The organism is Sphingomonas sp. GC_Shp_6 (genome assembly GCF_026540835.1).
Lineage (GTDB): Bacteria > Pseudomonadota > Alphaproteobacteria > Sphingomonadales > Sphingomonadaceae > Sphingomonas.
Window position 1 is genome coordinate 87,384 of the sequence record NZ_JALNUO010000006.1, and the last position, 22,581, is coordinate 109,964.

The window sequence follows — 22,581 nt, forward strand, 5'->3', positions numbered from 1 at the left end:
GCGCGCTCGCCGCCCGGATCAGGCGGCGAGCGCGGGCGGCGTGCCGGCGGCGGCCTCCAGCAGCCGTTTCTCCAGCGTCTTGAGCCGCGCCGGCGCGACGATCGGATCGCCGGTCAGGTCGGTCAGGTAGAAGGTGTCGACCGCGCGCTCGCCATAGGTGGCGACATGCGCCGAATGGATCGTCACCTTCGACTGGAACAGCGCGTTGGCGAGCTGGCTGAGCAGGGCGGGCCGGTCGCGGGCATTCACCTCGATCACCGTGAACCGGTTCGAGGCGCGGGGATCGATCAGCACGTTGGGCACGATGTCGAACGCCTCGGCGCGCTTGCGCGGCAGCGGCTTGGCGACGAGCCGGTCGGCGAGCTTGCCGCGATTGGCGAGCGCATCGGCGATCGCGGTCTGCAGCCGTTCGAGCTGCGCGGTGTCGTCGAACGGGCGGCCGACCGGATCCTGGACGAGGAAATTGTCGAGCGCCATGCCGTCGCGCGTGGTGTGGATCCGCGCATCGATGATGTTGCCCCCCGCGACATGGATGGCGCCCGCGATCCGGTAGAAGAGGCCGGGATGATCCGCGGCATGGATCGTCACCAGCGTCGCGCCGCGCTGCGGATAGACCTGCACGTCGATCGCGAGCGGCGCGTCGCCTGCGCGCGCCATGAATTGGGCATTGTGCACCAGCACGTCGTCCGGCTCGGCGACCCAATAGGGCTCGGGCAGGCGGTGGACGAGCGCGGCGAAGCGCTCGGGGTCCCAGCCCAGCGCCTGTGCGAGCGCGGCCTGTTTGGCGGCCACCCGTTCGCTGCGCCCGCGCTGCTTGTGCCCCAGCCGCAGCACCTCTTCGGCGGATTCGTAGAGATCGGCAAGAAGCTGGCGCTTCCACCCGTTCCACACGCCCGGGCCCACCGCGCGGATGTCGACAATGGTGAGCAGCAGCAGCAGCCGCAGCCGCTCGGGGCTCTGCACCACGTCGCAGAAATCGAGGATCGTCTTGAAATCCGACAGATCGCGTTTGAACGCCGTCGCCGACATCAGCAGGTGATGGCGCACCAGCCATGACACGGTTTCCGTCTCGGCCGCGGTCAGGCCGAGCCGCGGGCAGAGCCGGCAGGCGACCTCCGCGCCCAGGATGGAATGATCGCCGCCCCGTCCCTTGGCGATGTCGTGGATCAGCACGGCGACGTAGAGTACCCGACGCGACACGATCTGGCCGAAGATATCGGACGCGAGCGGATGATCGTCGCAGAGCAGCCCGCGCTCGATCCGGCTGAGCAGCCCGATGGCGCGGATCGTGTGCTCGTCCACGGTGTAATGATGGTACATGTCGAACTGCATCTGCGCCACGACGCGCCCGAAATCGGGCACGAAGCGGCCGAACACATCGGCTTCGTTCATCCAGCGCAGCACCGTTTCCGGATCGCGGGGGGATGCCAGAACGTCGAGGAACAGCGCGTTCGCGCGTGGATCGGTGCGGATCTCGTCGGCGAGTTTGGCATCGCGCGCGGCGGCGCGCATCGTGAGCGGGTGGATCTCCAGCTCGTAGCGGTCCGCCAGCGCGAACAGCTCGATCAGCCGGACGGGATCGGCGGCGAAGAAGCCGTCGTCGGGCAGGGCAAGGCGCCCGCGATCAAGTACGAACCCGTTCAGCCGCCCCGGCGCGCGTTGCCGGTGCGGCAGGCCGAAGCGCCGCCCGCGGCTGGCAAATTTCTCGTCCAGATGCGCGAGGAACACGCCCGTCAGATTCCCCACGGCGCGCGCCTGCAGGAAATAATATTGCATGAACCGCTCGACCTTCGACTTGCCCGGCCGATCGGAGAAGCGCATCCGATCGGCGATCTCGCGCTGCATGTCGAAGGTCAGCCGATCCTCGGCCCGCCCGGACAGCGCGTGAAGGTGGCAGCGCACCGCCCAGAGGAAATTGTCGGCGCGGTGGAACAGGCGATATTCGGCCTTGGTCAGCAGCCCGGTTTCGACGAGCTGCGCGGCGCGCTGCACGTCATAGATATATTTCCCGATCCAGAACAGCGCGTGCAGGTCGCGCAGGCCGCCCTTGCCCTCTTTCACATTGGGTTCGACGACATAGCGGCTGTCGCCCATCTTGCGATGGCGCACGTCGCGCTCCGCCAGCTTGTCGGCGATGAACTTGCCGGCGGTGTCGGCCTGCACCTCCGCCTTGAAGCGACGTGCGGCGTCGGCATACAGATCGCGGTCGCCCCAGACGTAGCGCGCCTCCAGCAGCGCGGTGCGCACCGTGATGTCGGCCTTCGCCTGGCGGATCATCTCGTCCAGCGACCGGCTGGAATGGCCGATCTTCAGCCCCAGATCCCACAGCGTGTAGAGCAGGGACTCGATCACCTGCTCGGCCCAGGGCGTCTGCTTGCCGGGGGTGAGAAAGCCGATGTCGACATCCGAATGCGGCGCCATCTCGCCGCGGCCATAGCCACCCACCGCGATCAGCGTCAGCCGCTCGCCGCGCGTGGGATTGGCGAGTGGATGGAGACGGGCCAGCGTGAAGTCGAGCGCGGCGCGCAGCAGCCGGTCGGTGAGATAGGCCTGCGCACCCGCGATCTCCAGCCCGCGCGAGGGATGTTCGATCAGCCGCCGCGCGATCTCGGCGCGGCCGGCGTCGAGCGCGGTCTTGAGCACCGGCACGGCGGCCCGGCGCAGCGCGACGCTACCAGGCGCATCCAGCGCGGCGAGCGTATCGGCCAGCGCGCGATGATCGATGATCGCGCGGCGGTTCGGGATCGGATCGAAACGAAGCGGCATGGCCCTGCGATAGAGGCTCCCGCGCCCGGCGTCTAATCGCCCGGTCAGGCGGGCTGCGGATAGCCGCTCGCCCCGCGCACGCGTTCCGACAGCAACGCGATCGGCATCGCCATATGCGCGACGAGCGCGGTTTCGCCGCGCTGCTCCATCAGGTCGGATGCGCGCAGCATCAGGTCGAGCGCCTGAAGATAGGTGTCCATCGGCTTGCAATCCTGAAAGAGCGTCGGCGCGCGCCTTATCGGCGTCATCCAACGCGTCAACGGGCTTAACCACGATTATGTCTGCCCGTCACCCCGCAGGGCGATGGCGGGGTCATTCGTCCCGGGCGAGCGCCCTCAGACGGTACAGCGTGTCGAGCGCCTCGCGCGGGGTGAGGGCGTCGATATCCAGCGCTTCCACCTCGCGGCGGATCGCGTCGCATTCGGCCTGCGCGCTCTCGACCGCCTGCGCCGCTGCGGCGAAGAGCGGCAGGTCGTCCAGCCCCGCCGCGAGGCCGCCCGTCTTGGCACGCCCCGCCTCCAGCTTGGCGAGCACCGCCTTGGCGCGGGCGACCGCCGCGGGCGGCATTCCCGCCAGCCGCGCGACCGCGATGCCATAGCTGCGATCGGCGGGCCCCTCGGCGAGTTCGTGGAGCAGCACCAGCTCGCCCTTCCATTCGCGCGCGCGGACGTGATGGAGCGACAGCGCGTCGCAGCGCTCGGCCAGCCGGGTCAGTTCGTGATAATGCGTCGCGAACAGGCAGCGGCAGCGATTGTCCTCATGGATCGCCTCGACCACCGCCCAGGCGATGGCGAGCCCGTCATAGGTCGAGGTGCCGCGGCCGACCTCGTCCAGGATCACGAAGGATCTGGGCGTCGCCTGTGCGAGGATGGCCGCCGTTTCTACCATCTCGACCATGAAGGTGGAGCGCCCGCGTGCGAGATTGTCCGACGCGCCGACACGACTGAACAGGCGATCGACTTGCCCCAGCGTCGCGCTGGCGGCCGGGACATAGCTGCCCGCCTGCGCCAGCACCGCGATGCAGGCGTTCTGCCGCAGGAAGGTCGATTTGCCGCCCATATTGGGTCCGGTGACGAGCCACAGCCGCGACGATTCGGACAGCATACAGTCGTTCGCCACGAAACGCCCGCCGCTGCGCGCCACCGCCGCCTCCACGACCGGGTGGCGCCCGCCCGTGATGTCGAAACAGGCGTGATCGACCAGAGCCGGGCGAGCCCAGCCGCCTTCGGTCGCCCGTTCGGCGAGGCCCGCGGCGACGTCGAGCCGGGCGAGCGCATCCGCGGTGGCGGCGATGCTCTCGCGGCTCGCCAGCGCGGCGGCGACCAGATCCTCCAGATGCGCGGCCTCGGCGGCGAGCGCGTGCGCGCCGGCTTGCGCCACCCGCGCCGCCACGTCGTGGAGCGACGGCGTGTTGAAGCGCACCACGCCGGCCAGGGTCTGGCGGTGGGTAAAGCCGCTATCGGGCTTCATCAGCGCATCGGCGGCGCGCGCGGGTACCTCGACATGATAGCCGAGCACGCCGTTGTGGCGGATCTTGAGCACCGCGATGCCGGTGTTCGCGCGGAATTCGGCCTCGAGCGCCGCGATCGCCCGCCGCCCACCCGCGCCGGTGTCGCGCAAATCGTCGAGCGCCACGTCATAGCCGCCGGCGATATAGCCGCCGTCCGACGCGTCGATCGGCGGCGCGGGTACGAGCGCGCGTTTGAGCAGGTCGATCAGGCTGCCATGGCCGCGCAGCCGGGGGACGATCGATCGCAGCAGTGCCGGCGGTTCGGCGACCCCGTCCAGCCGCTCGCCCAGCGCCCAGGCGCCGTCCAGCCCATCGCGCAACTGGCCGAGATCGCGCGGCGAGCCGCGACCGGCGGCGATCCGCCCGATCGCGCGGCCGATATCCGGCAGCGTGCGCAGCGTCGTGCGCAGCCGCTCGCGCAGGCCCGCATCGTCGTGGAGATAGGTGACGAGATCGAGCCGCGCCTCGATCGCCGCCCGGTCCATCAGCGGCGCGCCGACGTCGCCACCGAGCATCCGCGCGCCCGCACCCGTCACGGTGCGGTCGACCGCATCCAGCAGGCTGCCCTTGCGCGTGCCGCCGACCGTGCAGGTCAGCTCCAGACTCTCGCGCGTCGCGGCGTCGATCGCCATCACCTCCGCCGTGCGTGCCGCGCGCGGGGGGCGGAGAAAGGGCAGCGCGCCCTTGGCGGTATGATCCAGATAGGCGACGAGCCCGCCGGCCGCCGACAGCGCAGCGCGGCCGAACTGGCCGAAGCCGTCGAGCGTCGCCACGCCGTACAGCCGCAACAGCCGTGCCTCGCCTTGGCCGCTGTCGAAATCGGCGCGCGGGCGAAGCGTGGTGGCACGGTCCGCGCCCATGCCGCCTTCGCTGGCGATCACCTCCGCCGCACCCAGCCGGGCGAGTTCGGCGTCGAGGCCGCCGGCATCGGTCTCGACGATCTCGAACCGGCCGGTGGAAACGTCGGCGGCGGCGATCGCCACGCCGCCCGCCGCTTCGCCGATCGCCACGCACCAATTGTCGGCGCGCGAATCGAGCAGCGCCTCCTCGGTCAGCGTGCCGGCGGTGACGACGCGCACGATCGCGCGCGACACGAGCGTCTTGCCGGCGCGTTTTTTGGCCTCCGCCGGGCTTTCGGTCTGTTCGGCGATCGCGACGCGGTGGCCGGCCTTGATGAGCCGCTGGAGATAGGCGGTCGCGGCATGGACGGGCACGCCGCACATCGGGATCTTCTCGCCGTCATGTTCGCCGCGCGCGGTCAGCGCGATGTCGAGCACGGCGGCCGCCACGCGGGCATCGTCGAAGAACAGTTCGAAGAAATCGCCCATCCGGTAGAACAGCAGGCAATCCTCGGCCTCGGCCTTCAACGCCAGATACTGGGCCATCATCGGCGTGGGGGGAGGGGAGGCCATGCCCGCTGATACATCGCCCGCCCCGTCGTTCAACCCGCCACCGCCGCTACGGCTTCAGCAAGGGTGACGAAGCGGGGTGCGCGCCGTAAAGACCGTTCATCTCCCCAGCCGTGCGAGGCCCCATGTCCGACGAAAACAACCTGCAATTCTCCGAACGCGAGGCGTTGCTGTTCCATTCGGAGGGCCGCCCCGGCAAGATCGAGATCATCGCATCCAAGCCGATGGCGACGCAGCGCGATTTGGCGCTCGCCTATTCGCCGGGCGTTGCGGTGCCGGTGCGCGCGATCGCCGACGATCCTGCGACCGCCTATGATTATACCGCCAAGGGCAATCTGGTCGCGGTGATCTCGAACGGCACCGCGATCCTGGGCATGGGCAATCTCGGCGCGCTGGCGTCCAAGCCGGTGATGGAGGGCAAGGCGGTGCTCTTCAAGCGCTTCGCCGACGTCGATTCGATCGATATCGAGCTGAAGACGGAGGATGTCGATCGCTTCATCGACGCGGTCGAACTGATGGAGCCGAGCTTCGGCGGCATCAACCTCGAGGACATCAAGGCGCCCGAATGTTTCATCATCGAACAGTCGCTTCGCGAGCGGATGAACATCCCGGTCTTCCATGACGACCAGCACGGCACCGCGATCATCGTCGCCGCCGGGCTCATCAACGCGTGCCGCCTGACGGGGCGGCGGCTCGACGAGATCCGGATGGTGGTGAACGGCGCGGGCGCGGCGGCGATCGCCTGTACCGAGCTCGTGAAGGCGATGGGCGTGCGCTCCGATCATGTCATCATGTGCGACAAGACGGGCGTGATCTATCAGGGCCGCGACGACGTGAACCAGTGGCAATCCGCGCATGCCGCCGCGACCACGCGTCGCACCCTGACCGAGGCGCTGGAAGGCGCCGACGTGTTCCTGGGCCTGTCCGCAGGCGGTGCGCTCAAGCCCGAGATGGTCAAGGATATGGCCAATGCACCGATCATCTTCGCGATGGCCAATCCCGAGCCCGAGATCCGCCCCGAATTGGCGATGGCTGCACGCCCCGACGCGATCGTGGCGACGGGCCGTTCGGATTATCCGAACCAGGTCAACAACGTGCTCTGCTTTCCCTTCATCTTCCGCGGCGCGCTCGACGTGCGCGCGACGGGCATCAACGATGCGATGAAGATCGCCGCCGCCAATGCCATCGCCGAACTGGCGCGCGAGCGCGTTCCCGAGGAGGTCGCGCTGGCTTATGGCGTCAGCCACAGCTTCGGCCCTGCCTATATCATTCCCGCACCGTTCGATCCGCGGCTGATGGAGGTCGTGTCGATGGCGGTGGCCCGCGCGGCGATGGATTCGGGCGTGGCGACCAAGCCGATTCTCGACATGGAGGCGTATCGCCAGTCGCTGCGCGCGCGCCTCAACCCCACGACATCGGTGCTGACGCTCGCCTATGAGGGTGCGCGCGCACATCCCAAGCGCGTGATCTTCGCCGAGGGCGAGGAGGAGGTGGTGCTGCGCGCCGCGATCGCGTTCCGCGAGGGCGGCTATGGCACGCCCGTGCTGGTCGGCCGCGACGACGTGCCCGATCGGCTGCGCGCGCTGGGCGTCACCGATCCCGAAAGCTTCGAGCTGCACAACAGCCGCGTCTCGCCGCTGGTGCCGCGGATGGTCGATTTCCTCTACGCCCGACTGCAGCGCCGCGGCTATCTGCGCCGCGACTGCGAGCGGATGGTGAACCAGGATCGCAACATCTTCGGCGCGCTGCTGCTGCAGCTCGGCGAAGGCGATGCGATGATAACCGGCATCACCCGCACCTATGCCGAGACGATGCGCCAGATCAAACGCGTGATCGACCCGGTGCGCGGCAAGGCGCCGTTCGGTATCCACCTGCTGGTGGGGCAGAGCCACACCGTCTTCATCGCCGACACCGCGATCAACGAGCGGCCGAGCGCCGAGGAACTCGCCGATTTCGCCGAGCAGACCGCCGCGGTCGCACGCCGAATGGGCCACGAGCCGCGCGTCGCGTTCCTCAGCTATTCCAACTTCGGCAACCCCAAGGGCTTCTGGGTCGACAATGTGCGCGACGCGGTGGGTGTGCTGGACGGGCGCCGCGTGAGCTTCGAATATGACGGCGAGATGGCGCCGGACGTGGCGCTGAATCCCAAGCAGCTCGCCAACTACCCGTTCGCGCGGCTGTCGGGGCCCGCCAACGTGCTCATCATGCCCGGCCTCCAGTCGGCGCATATCTCGGCCAAGCTGCTGCGCGAATTGGGCGGCGATTCGGTGATCGGGCCGATGCTGATCGGCATGGAAAAGCCCGTCCAGGTCGCGCCGATGACCAGCACGGCGAGCGAGCTGGTGACGCTCGCGGTGCTCGCCGCAGGCGGGATTGCGCGGTGACGGTCACGGATCCATATCTGACTAGGTAATTGGTCAGGAAGCGGTGATGGTGACAGTGGCATTGGCCGACGCGAAGGCACGGTTGAGCGAGCTGATCGAGCGCGTCGAGGCGGGTGAGACCGTGTCGATCACCAAGCGCGGCAAGCCGGTCGTTCGGCTGGTCCCGGAGACGCCCCCGCGCAAACCGATCGATTTCGAAGAGATGCGGCGGGTGCGCGCACTGTCCAAGCCTTATGTCGATCCCGACGGTCTCTCGTTCGTCTCGCGGATGCGCCTCGAAGATCAGCTTTGATGCCGCTTTATCCCGATACGTCGATCCTCGTCAGCGCGTACACCGAAGAACTATATTCGGAGGTTGCGGAGAATTGGCTTCGTTCCTCGGCCGATGAAGAGATGATGGCCAGTCTCTGGTGTGAAACGGAGATGGCGTCGGCGCTGCGAGCCAAGACGCGGGCTGGCATCATCGCTCCTGCCGAACGGCAGCGGCTGTTGATGATCGTACGCAGTCTGTTGCGCGACACTATGACTCTGATTTCAGTCGAACCACGGCATTTCGCGTCGGCTGCGGACTTGCTCGCCCGCAGTACGAAGCCGCTGCGTGCTGCGGACGGCTTGCACTTGGCGATCGCCGCCGATGCGGGTGCCACGCTGTGGACGCTCGACGGCCCGATGGCAGCGGCCGGGCAGGCGCTTGGTCTCGACGTGCGCCTGCTCGCCCGCTGACCGTCACGCGTCGATACTTGTCCCCAGCGCCGCGTTCACCAGGCCACCATCGACGGTGATCGTGTCGCCCACCACATAATCGCCCGCGCGGCTCGCCAGGAAGATTGCGGTGCCGGCCATATCCTCGTCCACGCCGATGCGCTTGGCGGGGATGCCCTTGGCGATCGTCTCGCCGTGGTCGCGCGCGGCCTTGTTCATCTCGCTGGCAAACGCGCCGGGGGCGATCGAGGTGACGTTGATCGAATCCTGCACCAGCCGCGCCGCCATCCGCTTGGTGAGGTAGATCAATGCCGATTTGGAGGCGTGATAGCTGTACGTCTCCCACGGGTTCAGCCGCTGGCCGTCGATCGAGGTGATGTTGATGACCTTGGCCGGGCGTTCGCGCGACGCCGCCGCCTTCAGCGGCGCGTAGAGCGCCTGCGTCAGGAAGAAGGGCGATTTGACGTTCAGGTCCATCACCTTGTCCCAGCCGATCTCGGGAAAATTCTCGAACGGCTCGCCCCAGGCCGCGCCCGCATTGTTGACCAGGATGTCGAGCCCGTCCTCCACCGCCGCGAATTGCTCGGCCAGTGCCTTGCAGCCGGCGACGCTCGAGACGTCCTGGGGCAGGGGGATGCAGTTCGGCCCGAGCTGCGCGGCGGTTTCCTCGCAGGCGGCGGCCTTGCGCGACGAGATATAGACCTTCGCGCCCTGCGCGATGAAGCCCGCCGCGATCATCTTGCCGATCCCGCGCGAACCGCCGGTGACGAGCGCGACCCGGCCGTCGAGGCGGAAGAGATTGGTCGTGTCCATGGTTGCTCCTTTAGCCGCCGCGCTTGATGGTTTCGCGGGCGATGATGATCTGCTGGATCTGGCTGGTGCCTTCGTAGATGCGGAACAGCCGCACGTCGCGGTACAGCCGTTCGATGCCGTAATCGGCGATATAGCCCGCCCCGCCGAAGATCTGCACCGCACGGTCCGCGACGCGGCCGACCATCTCCGACGCGTAATATTTGGCCGCGGCGGATTCGAGCACCACGTCGCGCTCCGCATCCTTCGCCATCGCGGTTTCCAGCACCAGCGCGCGCGCGGCGAGCGCCTCGGTCTTGGAATCGGCGATCATCGCCTGGATCAGCTGATGCTCGGCGATCGGCTTGCCGAACTGCTTGCGCTCGCTCGCATAGGCGACGCAGTCCGCGATCAGCCGCTCGGCGACGCCCACGCACACCGCCGCGATGTGCAGCCGGCCGCGATCGAGGACGCGCATCGCGATCTTGAAGCCTTCACCCTCTGCGCCCAGCCGGTTCGCAGCGGGGACGGCCACGTCGTCGAAGATGACGTCTGCGACCTTCGCGCCCTTTTGCCCCATCTTCTTTTCGGGCTCGCCGATCGACACGCCCGGCAGATCGCGGGGCACGAGGAATGCCGACACGCCGCGTGCGCCCGGCGCGTCGCCGGTGCGCGCCATCACCGTGAACAGGTCCGCCTTGTCGGCATTGGTGATGTAGCGTTTGGTGCCCGACAGGCGATAGACGTCGTTGCCTTGGGCATCCTTGGCCTTCACCGCGCGCGTCTTCACCGATCCGGAATCGGACCCGACATCGGGCTCGGTAAGCGCGAAGCTGGTGATGATCTCGCCGCTTGCGATCCGCGGCAGCCACTCAGCCTTCTGTTCGGGCGTACCCGCCATGACGAGGCCCTGGCTGCCGATGCCCACATTGGTGCCGAAAGTGGAACGAAAAGCGGGCGTCGTTCGACCCAGTTCGATCGCAACGCGTACCTCTTCGATCATGGCCAGCCCCAGGCCGCCATAATCTTCGGCGATCGACAGCCCGTACAGCCCCATGTCGCGCATCTCGGCGATCACCGCGGCGGGGATCGCGTCGTTCGCCTCCACCTCCGCCTCCAGCGGGCGGAGCCGTTCGGCGACGAAGCGGCGCACCGTATCGATCAGCGCGTCAAAGGTTTCGGGATCAAGGGGCATGGCGGGTTCCGTGACGATGTTCCAGGGCGTGGGTAGAGCGCTGCGGGATTGCCCGCAAGCCAAACCGCACGTTCGAACGACCGCCGATTGACCGGCAGACATGCCATACTATGATTGGCAAAAGCGAGGAGAGTGGAATGCGGTTGTCGGGCAGGAACGCGGTGGTGACGGGCGGCGCATCGGGCATCGGGCGCGCCACCGCGCTCCGCTTCGTCGACGAAGGCGCGCAGGTCTTCGTCGGCGATATCGATGCGGAGGCGGGGCAGGCGCTCGCCGACGAATCGAACGGCCGGATCGTCTTCCACCGCACCGATGTGACGCAAGAAGGCGACATCGTCGCGCTGCTGGCACTGGCCGACGCGGCGGGCGGCCTCGACATCCTGTTCAACAATGCCGGCGCCGGCGGATCGCGCGACCCGATCGATACCATCTCCGCCGACGACTGGGATCGGACGCAGGCGTTGCTGCTGCGCTCGGTGGCGCTCGGCATCCGCCACGCGGCACCGTTGATGGCCAGGCGCGGCGGCGGGGCGATCGTCAACACCTCCAGCGTGTCCGCGCTCGGCAGCGGCTACGCGCCCACCGCCTATTCGACCGCCAAGGCCGGGGTACTCCATCTGACGCGGCTGGCGGCGGCCGATCTGGCCAGGCATGCGATCCGGGTGAACGCCGTCGTCCCCGGCTTCATCGCCACCAACATCTTCACCAGCGCGCTGGGCATCGACGCCGCCGGCAAGGCCAGGGCGGACGGCGTCATCGCGCATGTCGCCGCGGACGCGCAGCCGATCCGCCGCACCGGCCGCCCTGAGGACATCGCCGCCGCGGTCGCCTATCTGGCGAGTGACGATGCGTCGTTCGTGACGGGAACGCATATCGTGATCGACGGCGGCCTGACGATCGGCACGCGCGCGAGCTGGGATGCCAGCCAGCCTTCGCTCTTCTCGATTCTGGAGAGCATCCGCTGAGATTCGACCGGTTCGGCGGGTCGGCGATACCCCGAAACAACGGTCACCCGCCTCATTTCAACCCGGCCATCGCCCCGCAAACACGCTTCGTCGGATAAGGTTCCCGCGGGGCTTTCCAAAAAAATCGCGCGCCTCTAGCCAAAATTCATCGCTTTCACCGACCTTTCGGGGGGTCCATGAATTTCAAGGCTTTGGCAGCGCGTTTTGCGCTGGTGGTATCGTGCGGCCTGATGACGGCCGCTCCAGCTGCCGCCCAGTTCTGGCAGTGCGCGCCCTATGCCCGCGAGATTTCGGGGATCGATATCCGCGGCAACGCGAACACCTGGTGGGGCCAGGCCGCCGGCCGCTACGATCGTGGCCATGCGCCCAAAGTCGGCGCCGTTCTCGCCTTTGCCGCCAGCCACCGGATGCGCGTCGGCCATGTCGCGATGGTGTCGAAGATCGTGAACGACCATGAGGTGCTTCTCACCCACGCCAACTGGTCGCGCCCCGGCAAGGTCGAAACCGACGTCCGTGCGGTCGACGTGTCCACCAATGGCGACTGGTCGATGGTGAAGGTCTGGTATGCGCCGCAGGGCGATCTGGGCACGAGCGCCTATCCGACCAACGGCTTCATCTATTCGGGCCATGCGCCCAAGGGCAGCGATCTCGACGCGCCCGTCGTGCTGGCGCAGCATGGGCCCACCGATCCGCGCGGGATCTTCACGCTGGCCAACACGCCCGAATAAGCTGGCGAACAAGCCGGCACCGCCGCGATCGGGGCGGTGGATGCGAGCGGGGTTACCGGGGCGCGGGCATTGCGCGATCGAGGAACGCCACGCTGTCGCGCAGTACGGGGGCCTTTCCGCGAAATGGCACGGATAGCGCCATGACGACGTTCTCGTGGCTGATTCCGGGATAATCGATATGAGTCACCCGCCCGCCTAGCTGCGCGATCCGCGCGGTGAGGTTGACGGCGTTGTGCGCATGGACCTGCACGTCGTCGCCGGCCGAGATCAGCAGCATCGGCGCGGCATCACCGCGGGCGAAATGCAGCGGCTGGGTCATCTGGGGATTGGCGACGCCCTGCATCGCATCGATCGATCGCTTCACGGTAAAGGGATAGAAGTCATAGGGGCCGCACAGCCCCACTGCCGCCTTGACGATCCCCGGATCGACGCCCTCCGCGCGCAGCCAGCGCGGATCGAGCGTCAGCATCGCGACGGTATAGGCGCCTGCCGAATGCCCGGCGAGCGCGATCCGCGCCGGATCGCCGCCATAGGACGCGACATGGTTGCGCGTCCATTTCACCGCCTGCGCGCCGTCCTGGAGAAAGGCGGGGAAGCGCACCTGCGGCACCTTGCGGTAATCGGGCACCACCACGACGAAGCCCGCTTTGGCATAGGCGCGCGCGGCAAAGGCATAGGCGCCGCGCGATCCGTTCACCCAGCCGCCGCCATACCAGAAGATCACCACCGGCAGCGGCTTCGCCCGCGCGCCTGCCGGCCGCCAGACGTCGAGCGCTTGCCCATGATCGCCGAACGGCACCGCGCGCGCGACCCTGTCCGCGCCCACGCCGCCACCCTCCAAACCATCGAGAAAGCTCAACAATCCCGGCGGCGAGGTAAGCGCCGCGGCGGCGCCGGACCCGGCGAGCAGCAGCACCGCCGCGATGGCCGCTACGCGGGCCGGGCGCCCCCGCATCGTCAGACGAGCCGCCGCAGCCGGGTGAAGGCGAACGGCTTGCCGAGCAGCTTGGCCATGGTCGGCCGCGCCGCCGCCATCGCCGGCGAGGAGAGGTGTGCCGCCAGATCCGCCTCGCTCGTCCAGCTCTCGAAGGTGAGGAACCGGCCCGGATGCGCGATGTCCTCGTGCAAATGATAGGACAGGCAGCCCCGATCCTGCGTCGCCCCTCGCGCGAACGGGATCAACGCGTCGCGCAGCGCCGCCTCCTGGCCCTTCTTGGCGACCAGCTCGGCGATCACGTAGAGCGAACCGTCCTGTGCCCTGGCCACTTGCGCCCAAGGCAGCATCGCGGCGATACCCGCCACCGCCGCCCCGGCCACCACCATTCTACGTGACACCTTCGTGTCCTTCGCATCCATTGTCCTGCTCCTGTCCTATGGTGGCGGACGTTGAAGCATGGCGCGGGCAGGCTGGCAAATCGTCCGTGCGCGGGCTTCCCTCAGGCCGCTTCGGCCGCCTGCGTCGTCCAGCCGAGCCGGGGGATCGTGATCGAGCGTTTGCCGGTCAGGTCGGTGCGGCACACGAAGAGCTCGCGCTGCTCGATATAGCCGATCAGGCGGCGCACGCGGCCGAGCGAGCTGGTGCCATAGGTCTCGGCGATCTGCGCGTCGGACGGGCAGGGTGCGCCCTCGCGCGCGGCACGGGCGACCAGCAGGAACGCGCCCAGCATATCGTCGGGCAGGCCGCCCGCCACGTCGAGCGCGGTGGTCCATGCTTCGTCCGCCAGATCGAAGATGCCCGCCCGCGCGCAACTGAGCCGCCGGGTGAAGCCCGCGAGATCGAGCGGCGGCCGCGCCAGATCGGCCATCCGGCAGCGCACCTGGAAATCCTGGAACAGCACCGAGGGCGGCCGGAGCGCCGCCTCGGCATCGGCCACGATCGCGCGCATCACCTCCGCGACGATCGCCTCCACCTCCTGCGGGTCGCGCTCGGTGGCGGTGAGCGGCTCGGGAACGCTGCGGCCGAGCTGCGCGATCACGCGGTCGGGCGGCACCGCCATCGGCCGGCTGTCGAAGGCGAATCCGGGCTGATCCACCACCGGCTCGGGCGCGAAGAGCAGGTCCTTCATGTCCTCGGGCGGGGTCGCGGTGGGCAGGGGCGTGAGCTTGGGGCTGCCGCTGCGCGCGGACGTCTCGACCGCGCCGATCCGCACCGTGATCGGCCGCCGCGACACCGCAGGGCCGAGCGCCAGGAAGGTGCCGCGCTGCAGATCGCGGATCGTCTCCGCCTGGCGACGATCCATGCCGAGCAGATCGGCGGCGCGCGCCATGTCGATGTCGAGAAAGGTGCGGCCCATCAGGAAATTGGAGGCCTCGGCGGCGACGTTCTTGGCCAGCTTGGCAAGGCGCTGCGTCGCGATCACGCCGGCAAGGCCGCGCTTGCGCCCGCGGCACATCAGGTTGGTCATGGCCGACAGCGATGCGCGGCGCACCTCTTCGGTCACCTCGCCCGCGGCGGCCGGCGCGAAGAGCTGCGCCTCGTCGACCACCACGAGGGCTGGGTACCAATGTTCGCGCGGGGCATCGAACATCGCCGACAGGAAGGCGGCGGCACAGCGCATCTGCCCTTCGACCTCCAGCCCTTCGAGGCTCAGCACGACCGACGCGCGATGTTCGCGCAGCCGTGTGGCGAACCGCGCGATCTCGCGTTCGCTGTAATCGCCCGCCTCGATCACGACATGGCCGTAAGCGCCGCTGAGCGTCACGAAATCGCCCTCGGGATCGATCACGACCTGCTGAACCTGGCCTGCCGAGCGTTCGAGCAGGCGGCGCAGCAGATGCGATTTGCCCGATCCGGAATTACCCTGGACGAGCAGGCGCGTCGCGAGCAGCTCCTCCAGGTCGATCGGCACCGAACCACCGCGCTCGTCGCTCCCCATGTCCACGCTTACCGTCATGGGGGTGCGTTTGCAGGCCGGCGACCGGGCGGGCAAGGGGTTTGCGGCGCGCTGACGCCGTCCTAAGGGGCGGCGAGACACGCGATCAGGGGAAACGCCATGGCCTCGGCCGTCCGCATATCGGCCACCGCGCTCGCGGAGATGGCGCATCGCCTGCTCGGCAAGAAGCCCGCCGAACTCGACGAGGAGGAGCGCCGCGTCCTCGCCGGGATCGAGTCGGGGCGCACCGTCAGCCGCGACGCCGCTGACGTCGCCGATGAACGCTCCGATTTCGGCGATCGGTTGTCGGACAAGGTCGCGGCGATCGGCGGTTCGTGGGGCTTCATCATCGCCTTCACCGTGGTGCTGCTCGGCTGGATGCTGCTCAATTCGGACGTGCTCGCGCATTTCGGCGCGGCGTTCGACCCCTACCCCTATATCTTCCTCAACCTGATGCTCTCGACCGTGGCCGCGATACAGGCGCCGGTTATCATGATGAGCCAGAACCGGCAATCGGCGAAGGACCGGCTGGCCGCCAGCCTCGACTACGAAACCAACTTGCGATCGGAGCTCGACATCCTGCGCGTCCACGAGAAGCTGGATCATATCGTGCTCGACCGGCTTGCCGCGCTGGAGGCCAAGATCGACGCTCTGGCGAAATCCCCGCCCACGTCCTAAAGCCGGCCATCATTCAAAGAGGCGTCGATGGCAGGCCATTCCAAGTTCAAGAACATCATGCACCGCAAGGGTGCGCAGGATAAGAAACGTTCGGGCATGTTCTCGAAGCTGAGCCGCGAAATCACCGTCGCGGCCAAGATGGGCCTGCCCGATCCCGACATGAACCCGCGCCTGCGCGCTGCGGTGAACGCCGCCAAGGCGCAGTCGATGCCCAAGGACAATATCCAGCGCTCGATCGACAAGGCGTCGAAGGGCGATGCCGAGAATTACGAGGAAATCCGCTACGAGGCATTCGGCCCCGGCGGCGTGTCGCTGATCGTCGAGACGCTGACCGACAACCGCAACCGCACCGTGACCAACGTGCGCACCGCGATTTCCAAGAACGGCGGCAATCTCGGCGCGCCGGGTTCGGTGAGCCACGCGTTCGACCGGATGGGGCTGATCTCGTACCCGGCGCGTGCCGGCGATGCGGAAAAGGTCTTCGAGGCCGCGTTGGAAGCCGGTGCCGAGGACGTGACGTCCAGCGAGGACGGGCACGAGATCTGGACCGCGGTCGGCGATCTCCACGAAGTCTCGAAGGCGCTCGAGCCGGTGCTGGGCGAGGCGGAGGGGGCCAAGCTCGCCTGGCGCCCGCAGACGATGGTCGAGGTCGACGAGAACGACGCCGCCACGCTGTTCAAGCTGATCGACGTGCTCGACGACGACGATGACGTGCAGACCGTATGGGGCAATTACGAAGTGCCCGATGCGGTGATGGAGAAGCTGGGTTGACGCGGGTCGGAGCGTTGGCGGGAATGACGGCCGCGTGATGATCCTCGGCCTCGATCCGGGTCTCGGCACCACGGGCTGGGGCGTGATCCGGGCCGAGGGCAACCGGCTGACGCATGTCGCCAACGGCCAGATCAGGACGGATCCGTCGATGGCGCTGCCACGTCGCCTGTCCGCGCTCTATGCCGCGCTGATCGACGTGATCCGTGCCGAGCGCCCGGCGGGCGCGGCCGTGGAAGAGGTGCTCGGCAATTCGAACGCGCAATCGACGCTGAAGCTGGGGCAGGCACGCGGCGTGGTGCTGCTGGCGGCGGCGGGGGCGGGGCTGCACATCGGCGAATATCATCCCTCGACCGTGAAGAAGGCGGTGGTCGGCACAGGGGGCGCTGAGAAGAGGCAGATCCAGGCGATGATGGGGGTGCTGCTGCCCGGTGCGAAGCTGGCAGGGCCGGATGCGGCGGACGCGCTGGCGGTGGCGATCTGCCACGCGCATCATCTCGCCAGCGCCGAGGGCATGGCGCGGCGCGCGCGGGTGACCGCATGATCGCGCATCTGAAGGGGCGGCTCGATTCGACCGGGATCGACCATGCCGTGATCGATGTCGGCGGCGTCGGCTATCTGGTCGGTGCATCGAGCCGCACGCTCGCCGGCATCGGTCCGGTCGGCGAGGCGGTGATGCTGCATACCGAGATGCTGGTGGGCGAGGATTTCCTGCGCCTGGTCGGCTTCTCCAGCGCGGGTGAGCGCGACTGGTTCCGCCTGTTGACGGGCGTGCAGGGCGTGGGCGCGCGAGTCGCGCTCGCGATCCTGTCCGCGCTGGAGCCTGCCGATCTCGGTCGCGCGGTGATGGCGCAGGACAAGGCGACGGTGGCGCGCGCGAACGGCGTCGGCCCTAAACTCGCCGAGCGGATCGTGCGTGAGTTGAAGGACAAGGTGGGCGGCATCGCGATCGGCCCGGCCGGGGCGAGTGTCGTGGCGCCTGTAGGCAGTGCGGCGGCGGATGCGGTCTCGGCGCTGCTGAACCTGGGGTTCCGCCCGGCCGAGGCCGCGAATGCCGTGGCGGCTGCCGAGGAGGAACTGGGCGCGGGCACCGGCTTGGATGCGCTGGTGCGGCTGGCGCTTCGCAAGGCGGCGAAGTAGTCGCGCTGGACGGCCCATGCACGGGGGACTATATCGGGAACATGGCGCTGCTCCACGTCTCCCTTCCGCCTGAACTTCAGCGCTACGTCGATGGCCGCGTATCCGCCGAGGGGTTCGTGGACCCCGCTGCCTATCTCCGCGACTTGGTCGAACGCGATCAGGGTCTCTATCAGGCGGATGTTCGGCGGGTCCAGGCGTTGATCGACGAAGGTATCGCTTCGGGAATCATCGATCGCGAGCCTGAGGATGTCTTGCGGGACATCGTGACGGAGATCGCCGACCCGCATGGGTAGGGTTCGGCTGACCGCCGTGGCGACGCGGGATCTGCGGCAGATCAGGACCATCGGTATTCGGGATCATGGTGCAACGGCGTCCGCGGCGCGTGTGAGTGGCTTCGAACGCCTCGTCCGGCTGTTGCGCGACAATCCTCGGGCGAGGCAGGAGCGCCCCGAATTCCATCAGGACGATATCCTCAGCTTGTCGCACCATCCGCACCGGATATTCTACCGCATCGACGACGAGGAAAATGTTTTGATCGTTCGTATCATCCATCACGCACGCGACGTCGTTCGTGCGTTTCGGGACAGGCCTTGACCGACGATCGCCTCCTGACCGCCGCCCGCAAGCCCGAGGATGTCGACGCGGCGCTTCGCCCCAAATCGCTCGACGAATTCGTCGGGCAGAAGGCGGCGCGAGAGAATCTGCGCGTGTTCATCCAGGCGGCGCGCGAGCGCGGCGATGCGCTCGATCACGTGCTGTTCTTCGGGCCGCCCGGCCTCGGCAAGACCACGCTCGCGCAGATCGTCGCGCGTGAGATGGGCGTGGGGTTCCGCGCGACATCGGGGCCCGTCATCGCCAAATCGGGAGATCTGGCGGCGCTGCTGACCAATCTCGAAGACGGCGACGTGCTGTTCATCGACGAGATCCACCGTCTCCAGCCCGCCGTCGAGGAGGTGCTTTATCCCGCGATGGAGGACCGCGCGCTCGATCTGATGATCGGCGAGGGGCCGTCCGCACGGTCGGTGCGGATCGACCTGCCGCGTTTCACCCTCGTCGGCGCGACCACGCGGCAGGGGCTGCTCACCACGCCGCTGCGCGACCGGTTCGGCATTCCCGTGCGGTTGCAATTCTACACCATCGAGGAACTCACGCGCGTGGTGACGCGGGCGGCGGGGCTGCTGGGGCTCGCCATCGCTCCCGACGGTGCGGTGGAGGTCGCGCGGCGATCGCGCGGTACGCCGCGGATCGCGGGGCGGCTGCTGCGGCGGGTGCGCGATTTCGCGAGCGTGGCGGGGCATGATGTGGTCGACGCCAAGGCTGCCGACTCCGCGCTCAACCGGCTGGAGGTCGACGCGCTTGGGCTCGACGCGATGGACCGGCGCTATCTGACGATGATCGCCGACATCTATCGCGGTGGGCCGGTGGGCGTGGAGACGCTGGCCGCGGGTCTGAGCGAGCCGCGCGACACGATCGAGGAGGTGATCGAACCCTATCTGATCCAGCTCGGCCTCGTCGCGCGCACCGCGCGCGGGCGTTGCCTGAACGCGGGCGGCTGGAAGCATCTCGGGCTCAATCCACCCGCCGGATCGCAGGATGGACTGTTCGACTAAGACAGCGAAAAAAGCGGTCGGGATGCTTGACCGGGGCGATCGCAAACCTAGATTTTTTCTGCCGGGCGCCGCTGGTGGGCCCGGTGGGACATAGAGGGTGCCGGCTCCCTCCGGCGCTTCTCACGCCCAGATTGCTTCATCAGGAGGGTTTGGAAATGAGAACCGGATTTGACTTCACGCCCTATCGGCGTTCGTCCGTGGGGTTCGATCATCTCTTCGATCTGCTCGAAACGGGTGCGCGCGGCGAAACCGCGGACGGCTATCCCCCGTTCGACATTGCGACGGATGGCACGGACCGTTACTGGATCACGCTGGCGGTGGCAGGCTTTCGCCCGGACGATATAGAAATCGTCGCGCAGCAGAATCAGCTCACCGTCATCGGCAAGCGTGCCGACGACGAGAACAAGGCCCAGTATCTCCACCGCGGGATCGCCGCGCGTCCGTTCGAACGGCGTTTCCAGCTTGCCGATCATATCGAGGTGGGAGAGGCCGGTTTCGCAAACGGCTTGCTTACCATCCAGCTGAAGCGCGTCGTCCCCGAGGCGATGAAGCCGCGCAAGATCGCGATTCGTGATGGATCGGCGACGAACGACCGTATCGAAGCGCCGTCCGAAGAGCTTCGCGAGGCGGCATGATCCGGTAAGTTTGACCCACCGGCATCGATCGCGAGGATCGGCCGGTGGGTCGCTTCGGCGCGCTTCACCGCGCTGCCCGTTTTCACGCGCGTATCGATCCAAATCCGCATGACACTGCGCCCGCGCGCCTGCTACGCTTCCCTCATGCCCGTATCCGCCGCTGCCTCCGCCCGCGAGATCCTCGTCCGTCTGCACGACGTGATGGCGGCGCGCAGCCCGGCGCAATCCAAGCTCAATTCGGTTGTCGGCATCATCGCCGAGGCGATCGGCAGCGAGGTCTGCTCGATCTATCTGCTGCGCGAGGGGGTGCTCGAACTCTTCGCCACCCGCGGGCTCGATCAGGACGCGGTGCACGTGACGAAGCTGGCGCTGGGCGAGGGGCTGGTGGGCACCATCGCCGAGCAGGTGGAGGTGCTGAACCTCGACGAGGCGGCAAGCCATCCCGATTTCGCCTATAAACCCGAAACCGGCGAGGATCGCTATCACAGCTTCGCCGGCGTCCCCATCATCCGTCGCGAACGCGCGGTGGGGGTGCTCGCGGTGCAGCACAGCGATCCGCGCCGCTATGCCGATGTGGAGATCGAGGCGTTGCAGACGGTGGCGATGGTGCTCTCCGAACTCATTGCCAATGCCGGGCTGATCGATACCGCCGCCAGCGGGCAGGACCGCGTCCAGTCCACGGCCGCCGTCCGGATCGCGGGGCAGAAACTGGTCGACGGCATGGGTTCGGGCCATGCCGTGTTCCACCAGCCGCGGATCACGATCGAACATACCGTCGCCGAGGACATCGATGCGGAGCGCCACCGCGTCTACGCCGCGTTCGACAAGATGCGCCAGGGCATCGACAAGATGGCGCGCGAGGCCGAATTCGGCGTGGCGGGCGAGCATGTCGAGGTCATCGAGACCTACAAGATGTTCGCTTATGACGAGGGTTGGGCGCGGCGGATCAACGAGGCGATCGATTCCGGATTGACCGCGGAGGCGGCGATCGAGCGCGTGCAGCAGCGCACCCGCCAGCGGATGCGCCAGATCGACGATCCGTTGCTCGCCGACCGGATGCACGATCTGGAGGATCTGTCGAACCGGCTGTTGCGGATCGTCTCGGGCCAGATGGGCACCGCCGCCCAATTGGGGCTGCGCCAGGATACGATCCTGATCGCGCGCAATCTGGGCCCTGCCGAACTGCTCGAATATGACAAGCGCCGTCTGAAGGGCGTGATCCTGGAAGAGGGATCGCTGACCGCGCATGTCACGATCGTCGCGCGGGCGATGGGCGTTCCCGTGCTCGGTCGCGTTCGCGACGTGCGGCGGCTGATCGCGGAGGGCGACCTGCTGTTGCTCGACGTGATCGAAGGCAATGTGTTCGTGCGCCCATCGCTCGCGATGGAGGAAGCGTTCGAGGCGCGTCTGCAGTTGCGGCAGAAGCGTAAGGCTGCGTTTGCCGCGCTGCGCGACGTGCCGCCGGTGACGAAGGACGGGCACCGGCTGACGCTGCTGGTGAATGCGGGGTTGCGCGACGACGTCGCGGCACTCGACGTGACGGGCGCGGATGGGATCGGGCTGTTCCGCACCGAATTCCAGTTTCTCGTTTCGGCGACGCTGCCGCAGCGCGAGCGCCAGCAGCGTCTCTACAAGGAGGTGCTGGATGCCGCCGGGGACCGGCCGGTGGTGTTCCGCACGGTCGATATCGGCGGCGACAAGGCGCTCCCCTATCTGAAGGAGGAATCGGGCGTCGAGGAAAACCCGGCGATGGGCTGGCGGGCGCTGCGCCTGAGCCTGGAGCGCGACGGGCTGATGAAGGTGCAGGCGCGCGCGCTGATCGAGGCGGCGGCCGGACGGACATTGAACGTCATGTTCCCGATGGTGAGCGAGCCATGGGAATTCGATGAGGCCAAGGCGCTGTTCGAATCGCAGCGTGCCTGGATGGCGCAGCGCGGAGGCAAGGGCCCGGCGGAGGTCCGCTATGGTGCGATGCTCGAAGTGCCCGCCTTGGCGGAGCAGCTCGACATCCTGTTGCCCAAGCTGCAATTCCTGTCGGTCGGCACCAACGATCTGACGCAGTTCCTGTTCGCCGCCGATCGCGCGAACCCCAAGCTCGCCGAGCGTTACGACTGGCTCAGCCCCTCGATCCTGCGTTTTCTCGCACGGCTGGTGGGGCCGTGCCGCGACGCGGGCGTCACGCTTGCGGTGTGCGGCGAAATGGGCGGCCGGCCGCTGGAGGCGATGGCGTTGATCGGCCTCGGGATTGAGCGCCTGTCGATCACGCCGGCGGCGATCGGGCCGATCAAGGCAATGGTGCGGTCGCTCGATCGCGGTGCGCTTCGTGGCTTCATGGCGACTCTGCTGGCCGCCCCGCCGCGCGATCCCCGAGCCGCGCTTGCGGCATGGGCGGCGGAGAATGGGGTGGAGACCGCCTGAAGCGCGACCAA

Annotated in this window: 22 protein-coding genes; 14 read left to right on the forward strand and 8 right to left on the reverse strand. The window is 67.9% G+C overall.

Annotated elements, in window-relative coordinates:
* Positions 1-18: 18 nt before the first annotated feature.
* From OXQ95_RS09440 to mutS, 3 genes are all read right to left on the reverse strand, one after another.
* Entirely contained in the window at positions 19-2,766 is a 2,748-nt protein-coding gene (locus OXQ95_RS09440; RefSeq protein WP_267381326.1) for a [protein-PII] uridylyltransferase, read from the reverse strand.
* 44 nt (positions 2,767-2,810) lie between these two features.
* Positions 2,811-2,966 (reverse strand): hypothetical protein, encoded by a 156-nt coding sequence (locus OXQ95_RS09445; RefSeq protein ID WP_242098220.1) that lies wholly within the window; start codon positions 2,964-2,966, stop codon positions 2,811-2,813.
* A 112-nt stretch (positions 2,967-3,078) separates the two neighbouring features.
* Positions 3,079-5,664 (reverse strand): DNA mismatch repair protein MutS, encoded by a 2,586-nt coding sequence (mutS, locus tag OXQ95_RS09450; RefSeq protein WP_267381382.1) that lies wholly within the window; start codon positions 5,662-5,664, stop codon positions 3,079-3,081.
* A gap of 146 nt (positions 5,665-5,810) precedes the next feature.
* Here mutS and OXQ95_RS09455 point away from each other — a divergent pair, with 146 nt between their 5' ends.
* The 3 genes from OXQ95_RS09455 to OXQ95_RS09465 are packed head-to-tail and all read left to right on the forward strand — an operon-like array spanning position 5,811 to position 8,792.
* Positions 5,811-8,069 (forward strand): NADP-dependent malic enzyme, encoded by a 2,259-nt coding sequence (locus OXQ95_RS09455; protein WP_267381327.1) that lies wholly within the window; start codon positions 5,811-5,813, stop codon positions 8,067-8,069.
* Between the two features lie 46 nt (positions 8,070-8,115).
* Complete coding sequence (locus tag OXQ95_RS09460) at positions 8,116-8,361, forward strand: type II toxin-antitoxin system prevent-host-death family antitoxin (protein ID WP_267381328.1); 246 nt, start codon at positions 8,116-8,118, stop codon at positions 8,359-8,361.
* Complete coding sequence (locus tag OXQ95_RS09465; protein WP_267381329.1) at positions 8,361-8,792, forward strand: type II toxin-antitoxin system VapC family toxin; 432 nt, start codon at positions 8,361-8,363, stop codon at positions 8,790-8,792. The genes OXQ95_RS09460 and OXQ95_RS09465 overlap by 1 nt, the downstream gene beginning before the upstream one ends.
* A gap of 3 nt (positions 8,793-8,795) precedes the next feature.
* Here OXQ95_RS09465 and OXQ95_RS09470 read toward each other — a convergent pair whose 3' ends face one another.
* Both OXQ95_RS09470 and OXQ95_RS09475 read right to left on the reverse strand, forming a co-directional pair.
* On the reverse strand, positions 8,796-9,584 hold the full coding sequence (locus OXQ95_RS09470) for an SDR family oxidoreductase (protein ID WP_242098224.1): 789 nt from the start codon (positions 9,582-9,584) through the stop codon (positions 8,796-8,798).
* Between the two features lie 10 nt (positions 9,585-9,594).
* Positions 9,595-10,755, reverse strand: a complete 1,161-nt coding sequence (locus OXQ95_RS09475) for an acyl-CoA dehydrogenase family protein (RefSeq protein ID WP_267381330.1) — start codon at positions 10,753-10,755, stop codon at positions 9,595-9,597.
* Between the two features lie 137 nt (positions 10,756-10,892).
* On the opposite strand from OXQ95_RS09475, the gene OXQ95_RS09480 reads away from it, so the two are divergent.
* Together OXQ95_RS09480 and OXQ95_RS09485 are read left to right on the forward strand one after the other, a co-directional pair.
* Positions 10,893-11,720 carry an SDR family oxidoreductase gene (locus tag OXQ95_RS09480; RefSeq protein WP_242098226.1) on the forward strand — a complete coding sequence of 276 codons (828 nt, stop codon included), beginning with the start codon at positions 10,893-10,895 and terminating at the stop codon, positions 11,718-11,720.
* A gap of 176 nt (positions 11,721-11,896) precedes the next feature.
* The gene (locus tag OXQ95_RS09485) at positions 11,897-12,448 is read left to right on the forward strand and encodes a CHAP domain-containing protein (RefSeq protein ID WP_242098227.1); all 552 of its coding nucleotides are present in this window, start codon (positions 11,897-11,899) and stop codon (positions 12,446-12,448) included.
* A gap of 52 nt (positions 12,449-12,500) precedes the next feature.
* Here the strand turns inward: OXQ95_RS09485 and OXQ95_RS09490 are convergent, their stop codons facing one another.
* The 3 genes from OXQ95_RS09490 to OXQ95_RS09500 form a co-directional block, all read right to left on the reverse strand.
* Entirely contained in the window at positions 12,501-13,403 is a 903-nt protein-coding gene (locus tag OXQ95_RS09490) for an alpha/beta hydrolase (RefSeq protein WP_267381331.1), read from the reverse strand.
* Positions 13,404-13,405: 2 nt separating this feature from the next.
* Positions 13,406-13,804, reverse strand: a complete 399-nt coding sequence (locus tag OXQ95_RS09495) for a putative quinol monooxygenase (protein WP_267381332.1) — start codon at positions 13,802-13,804, stop codon at positions 13,406-13,408.
* 80 nt (positions 13,805-13,884) lie between these two features.
* Positions 13,885-15,342: an ATP-binding protein gene (locus OXQ95_RS09500; protein WP_242098230.1), complete on the reverse strand. Its 1,458-nt coding sequence runs from the start codon at positions 15,340-15,342 to the stop codon at positions 13,885-13,887.
* A 99-nt stretch (positions 15,343-15,441) separates the two neighbouring features.
* Here OXQ95_RS09500 and OXQ95_RS09505 point away from each other — a divergent pair, with 99 nt between their 5' ends.
* The 9 genes from OXQ95_RS09505 to ptsP all read left to right on the forward strand — a co-directional run bounded on the left by OXQ95_RS09505 (position 15,442) and on the right by ptsP (position 22,570).
* Entirely contained in the window at positions 15,442-15,999 is a 558-nt protein-coding gene (locus OXQ95_RS09505; RefSeq protein ID WP_267381333.1) for a DUF1003 domain-containing protein, read from the forward strand.
* A 27-nt stretch (positions 16,000-16,026) separates the two neighbouring features.
* Positions 16,027-16,770 carry a YebC/PmpR family DNA-binding transcriptional regulator gene (locus OXQ95_RS09510; protein ID WP_267381334.1) on the forward strand — a complete coding sequence of 248 codons (744 nt, stop codon included), beginning with the start codon at positions 16,027-16,029 and terminating at the stop codon, positions 16,768-16,770.
* A 34-nt stretch (positions 16,771-16,804) separates the two neighbouring features.
* Complete coding sequence (ruvC, locus tag OXQ95_RS09515; protein ID WP_267381335.1) at positions 16,805-17,311, forward strand: crossover junction endodeoxyribonuclease RuvC; 507 nt, start codon at positions 16,805-16,807, stop codon at positions 17,309-17,311.
* The gene (gene ruvA / locus OXQ95_RS09520) at positions 17,308-17,907 is read left to right on the forward strand and encodes a Holliday junction branch migration protein RuvA (RefSeq protein ID WP_267381336.1); all 600 of its coding nucleotides are present in this window, start codon (positions 17,308-17,310) and stop codon (positions 17,905-17,907) included. Before ruvC ends, ruvA begins: the two co-directional genes overlap by 4 nt.
* 41 nt (positions 17,908-17,948) lie before the next feature.
* Positions 17,949-18,200: a type II toxin-antitoxin system ParD family antitoxin gene (locus OXQ95_RS09525; RefSeq protein ID WP_267381337.1), complete on the forward strand. Its 252-nt coding sequence runs from the start codon at positions 17,949-17,951 to the stop codon at positions 18,198-18,200.
* Positions 18,193-18,501 (forward strand): type II toxin-antitoxin system RelE/ParE family toxin, encoded by a 309-nt coding sequence (locus OXQ95_RS09530; RefSeq protein WP_267381338.1) that lies wholly within the window; start codon positions 18,193-18,195, stop codon positions 18,499-18,501. Before OXQ95_RS09525 ends, OXQ95_RS09530 begins: the two co-directional genes overlap by 8 nt.
* Positions 18,498-19,517 carry a Holliday junction branch migration DNA helicase RuvB gene (ruvB, locus tag OXQ95_RS09535; RefSeq protein ID WP_242098237.1) on the forward strand — a complete coding sequence of 340 codons (1,020 nt, stop codon included), beginning with the start codon at positions 18,498-18,500 and terminating at the stop codon, positions 19,515-19,517. Before OXQ95_RS09530 ends, ruvB begins: the two co-directional genes overlap by 4 nt.
* A gap of 155 nt (positions 19,518-19,672) precedes the next feature.
* On the forward strand, positions 19,673-20,152 hold the full coding sequence (locus tag OXQ95_RS09540) for an Hsp20 family protein (RefSeq protein WP_267381339.1): 480 nt from the start codon (positions 19,673-19,675) through the stop codon (positions 20,150-20,152).
* A gap of 144 nt (positions 20,153-20,296) precedes the next feature.
* On the forward strand, positions 20,297-22,570 hold the full coding sequence (gene ptsP / locus OXQ95_RS09545) for a phosphoenolpyruvate--protein phosphotransferase (protein ID WP_242098239.1): 2,274 nt from the start codon (positions 20,297-20,299) through the stop codon (positions 22,568-22,570).
* The last annotated feature ends 11 nt before the right edge of the window (positions 22,571-22,581 follow it).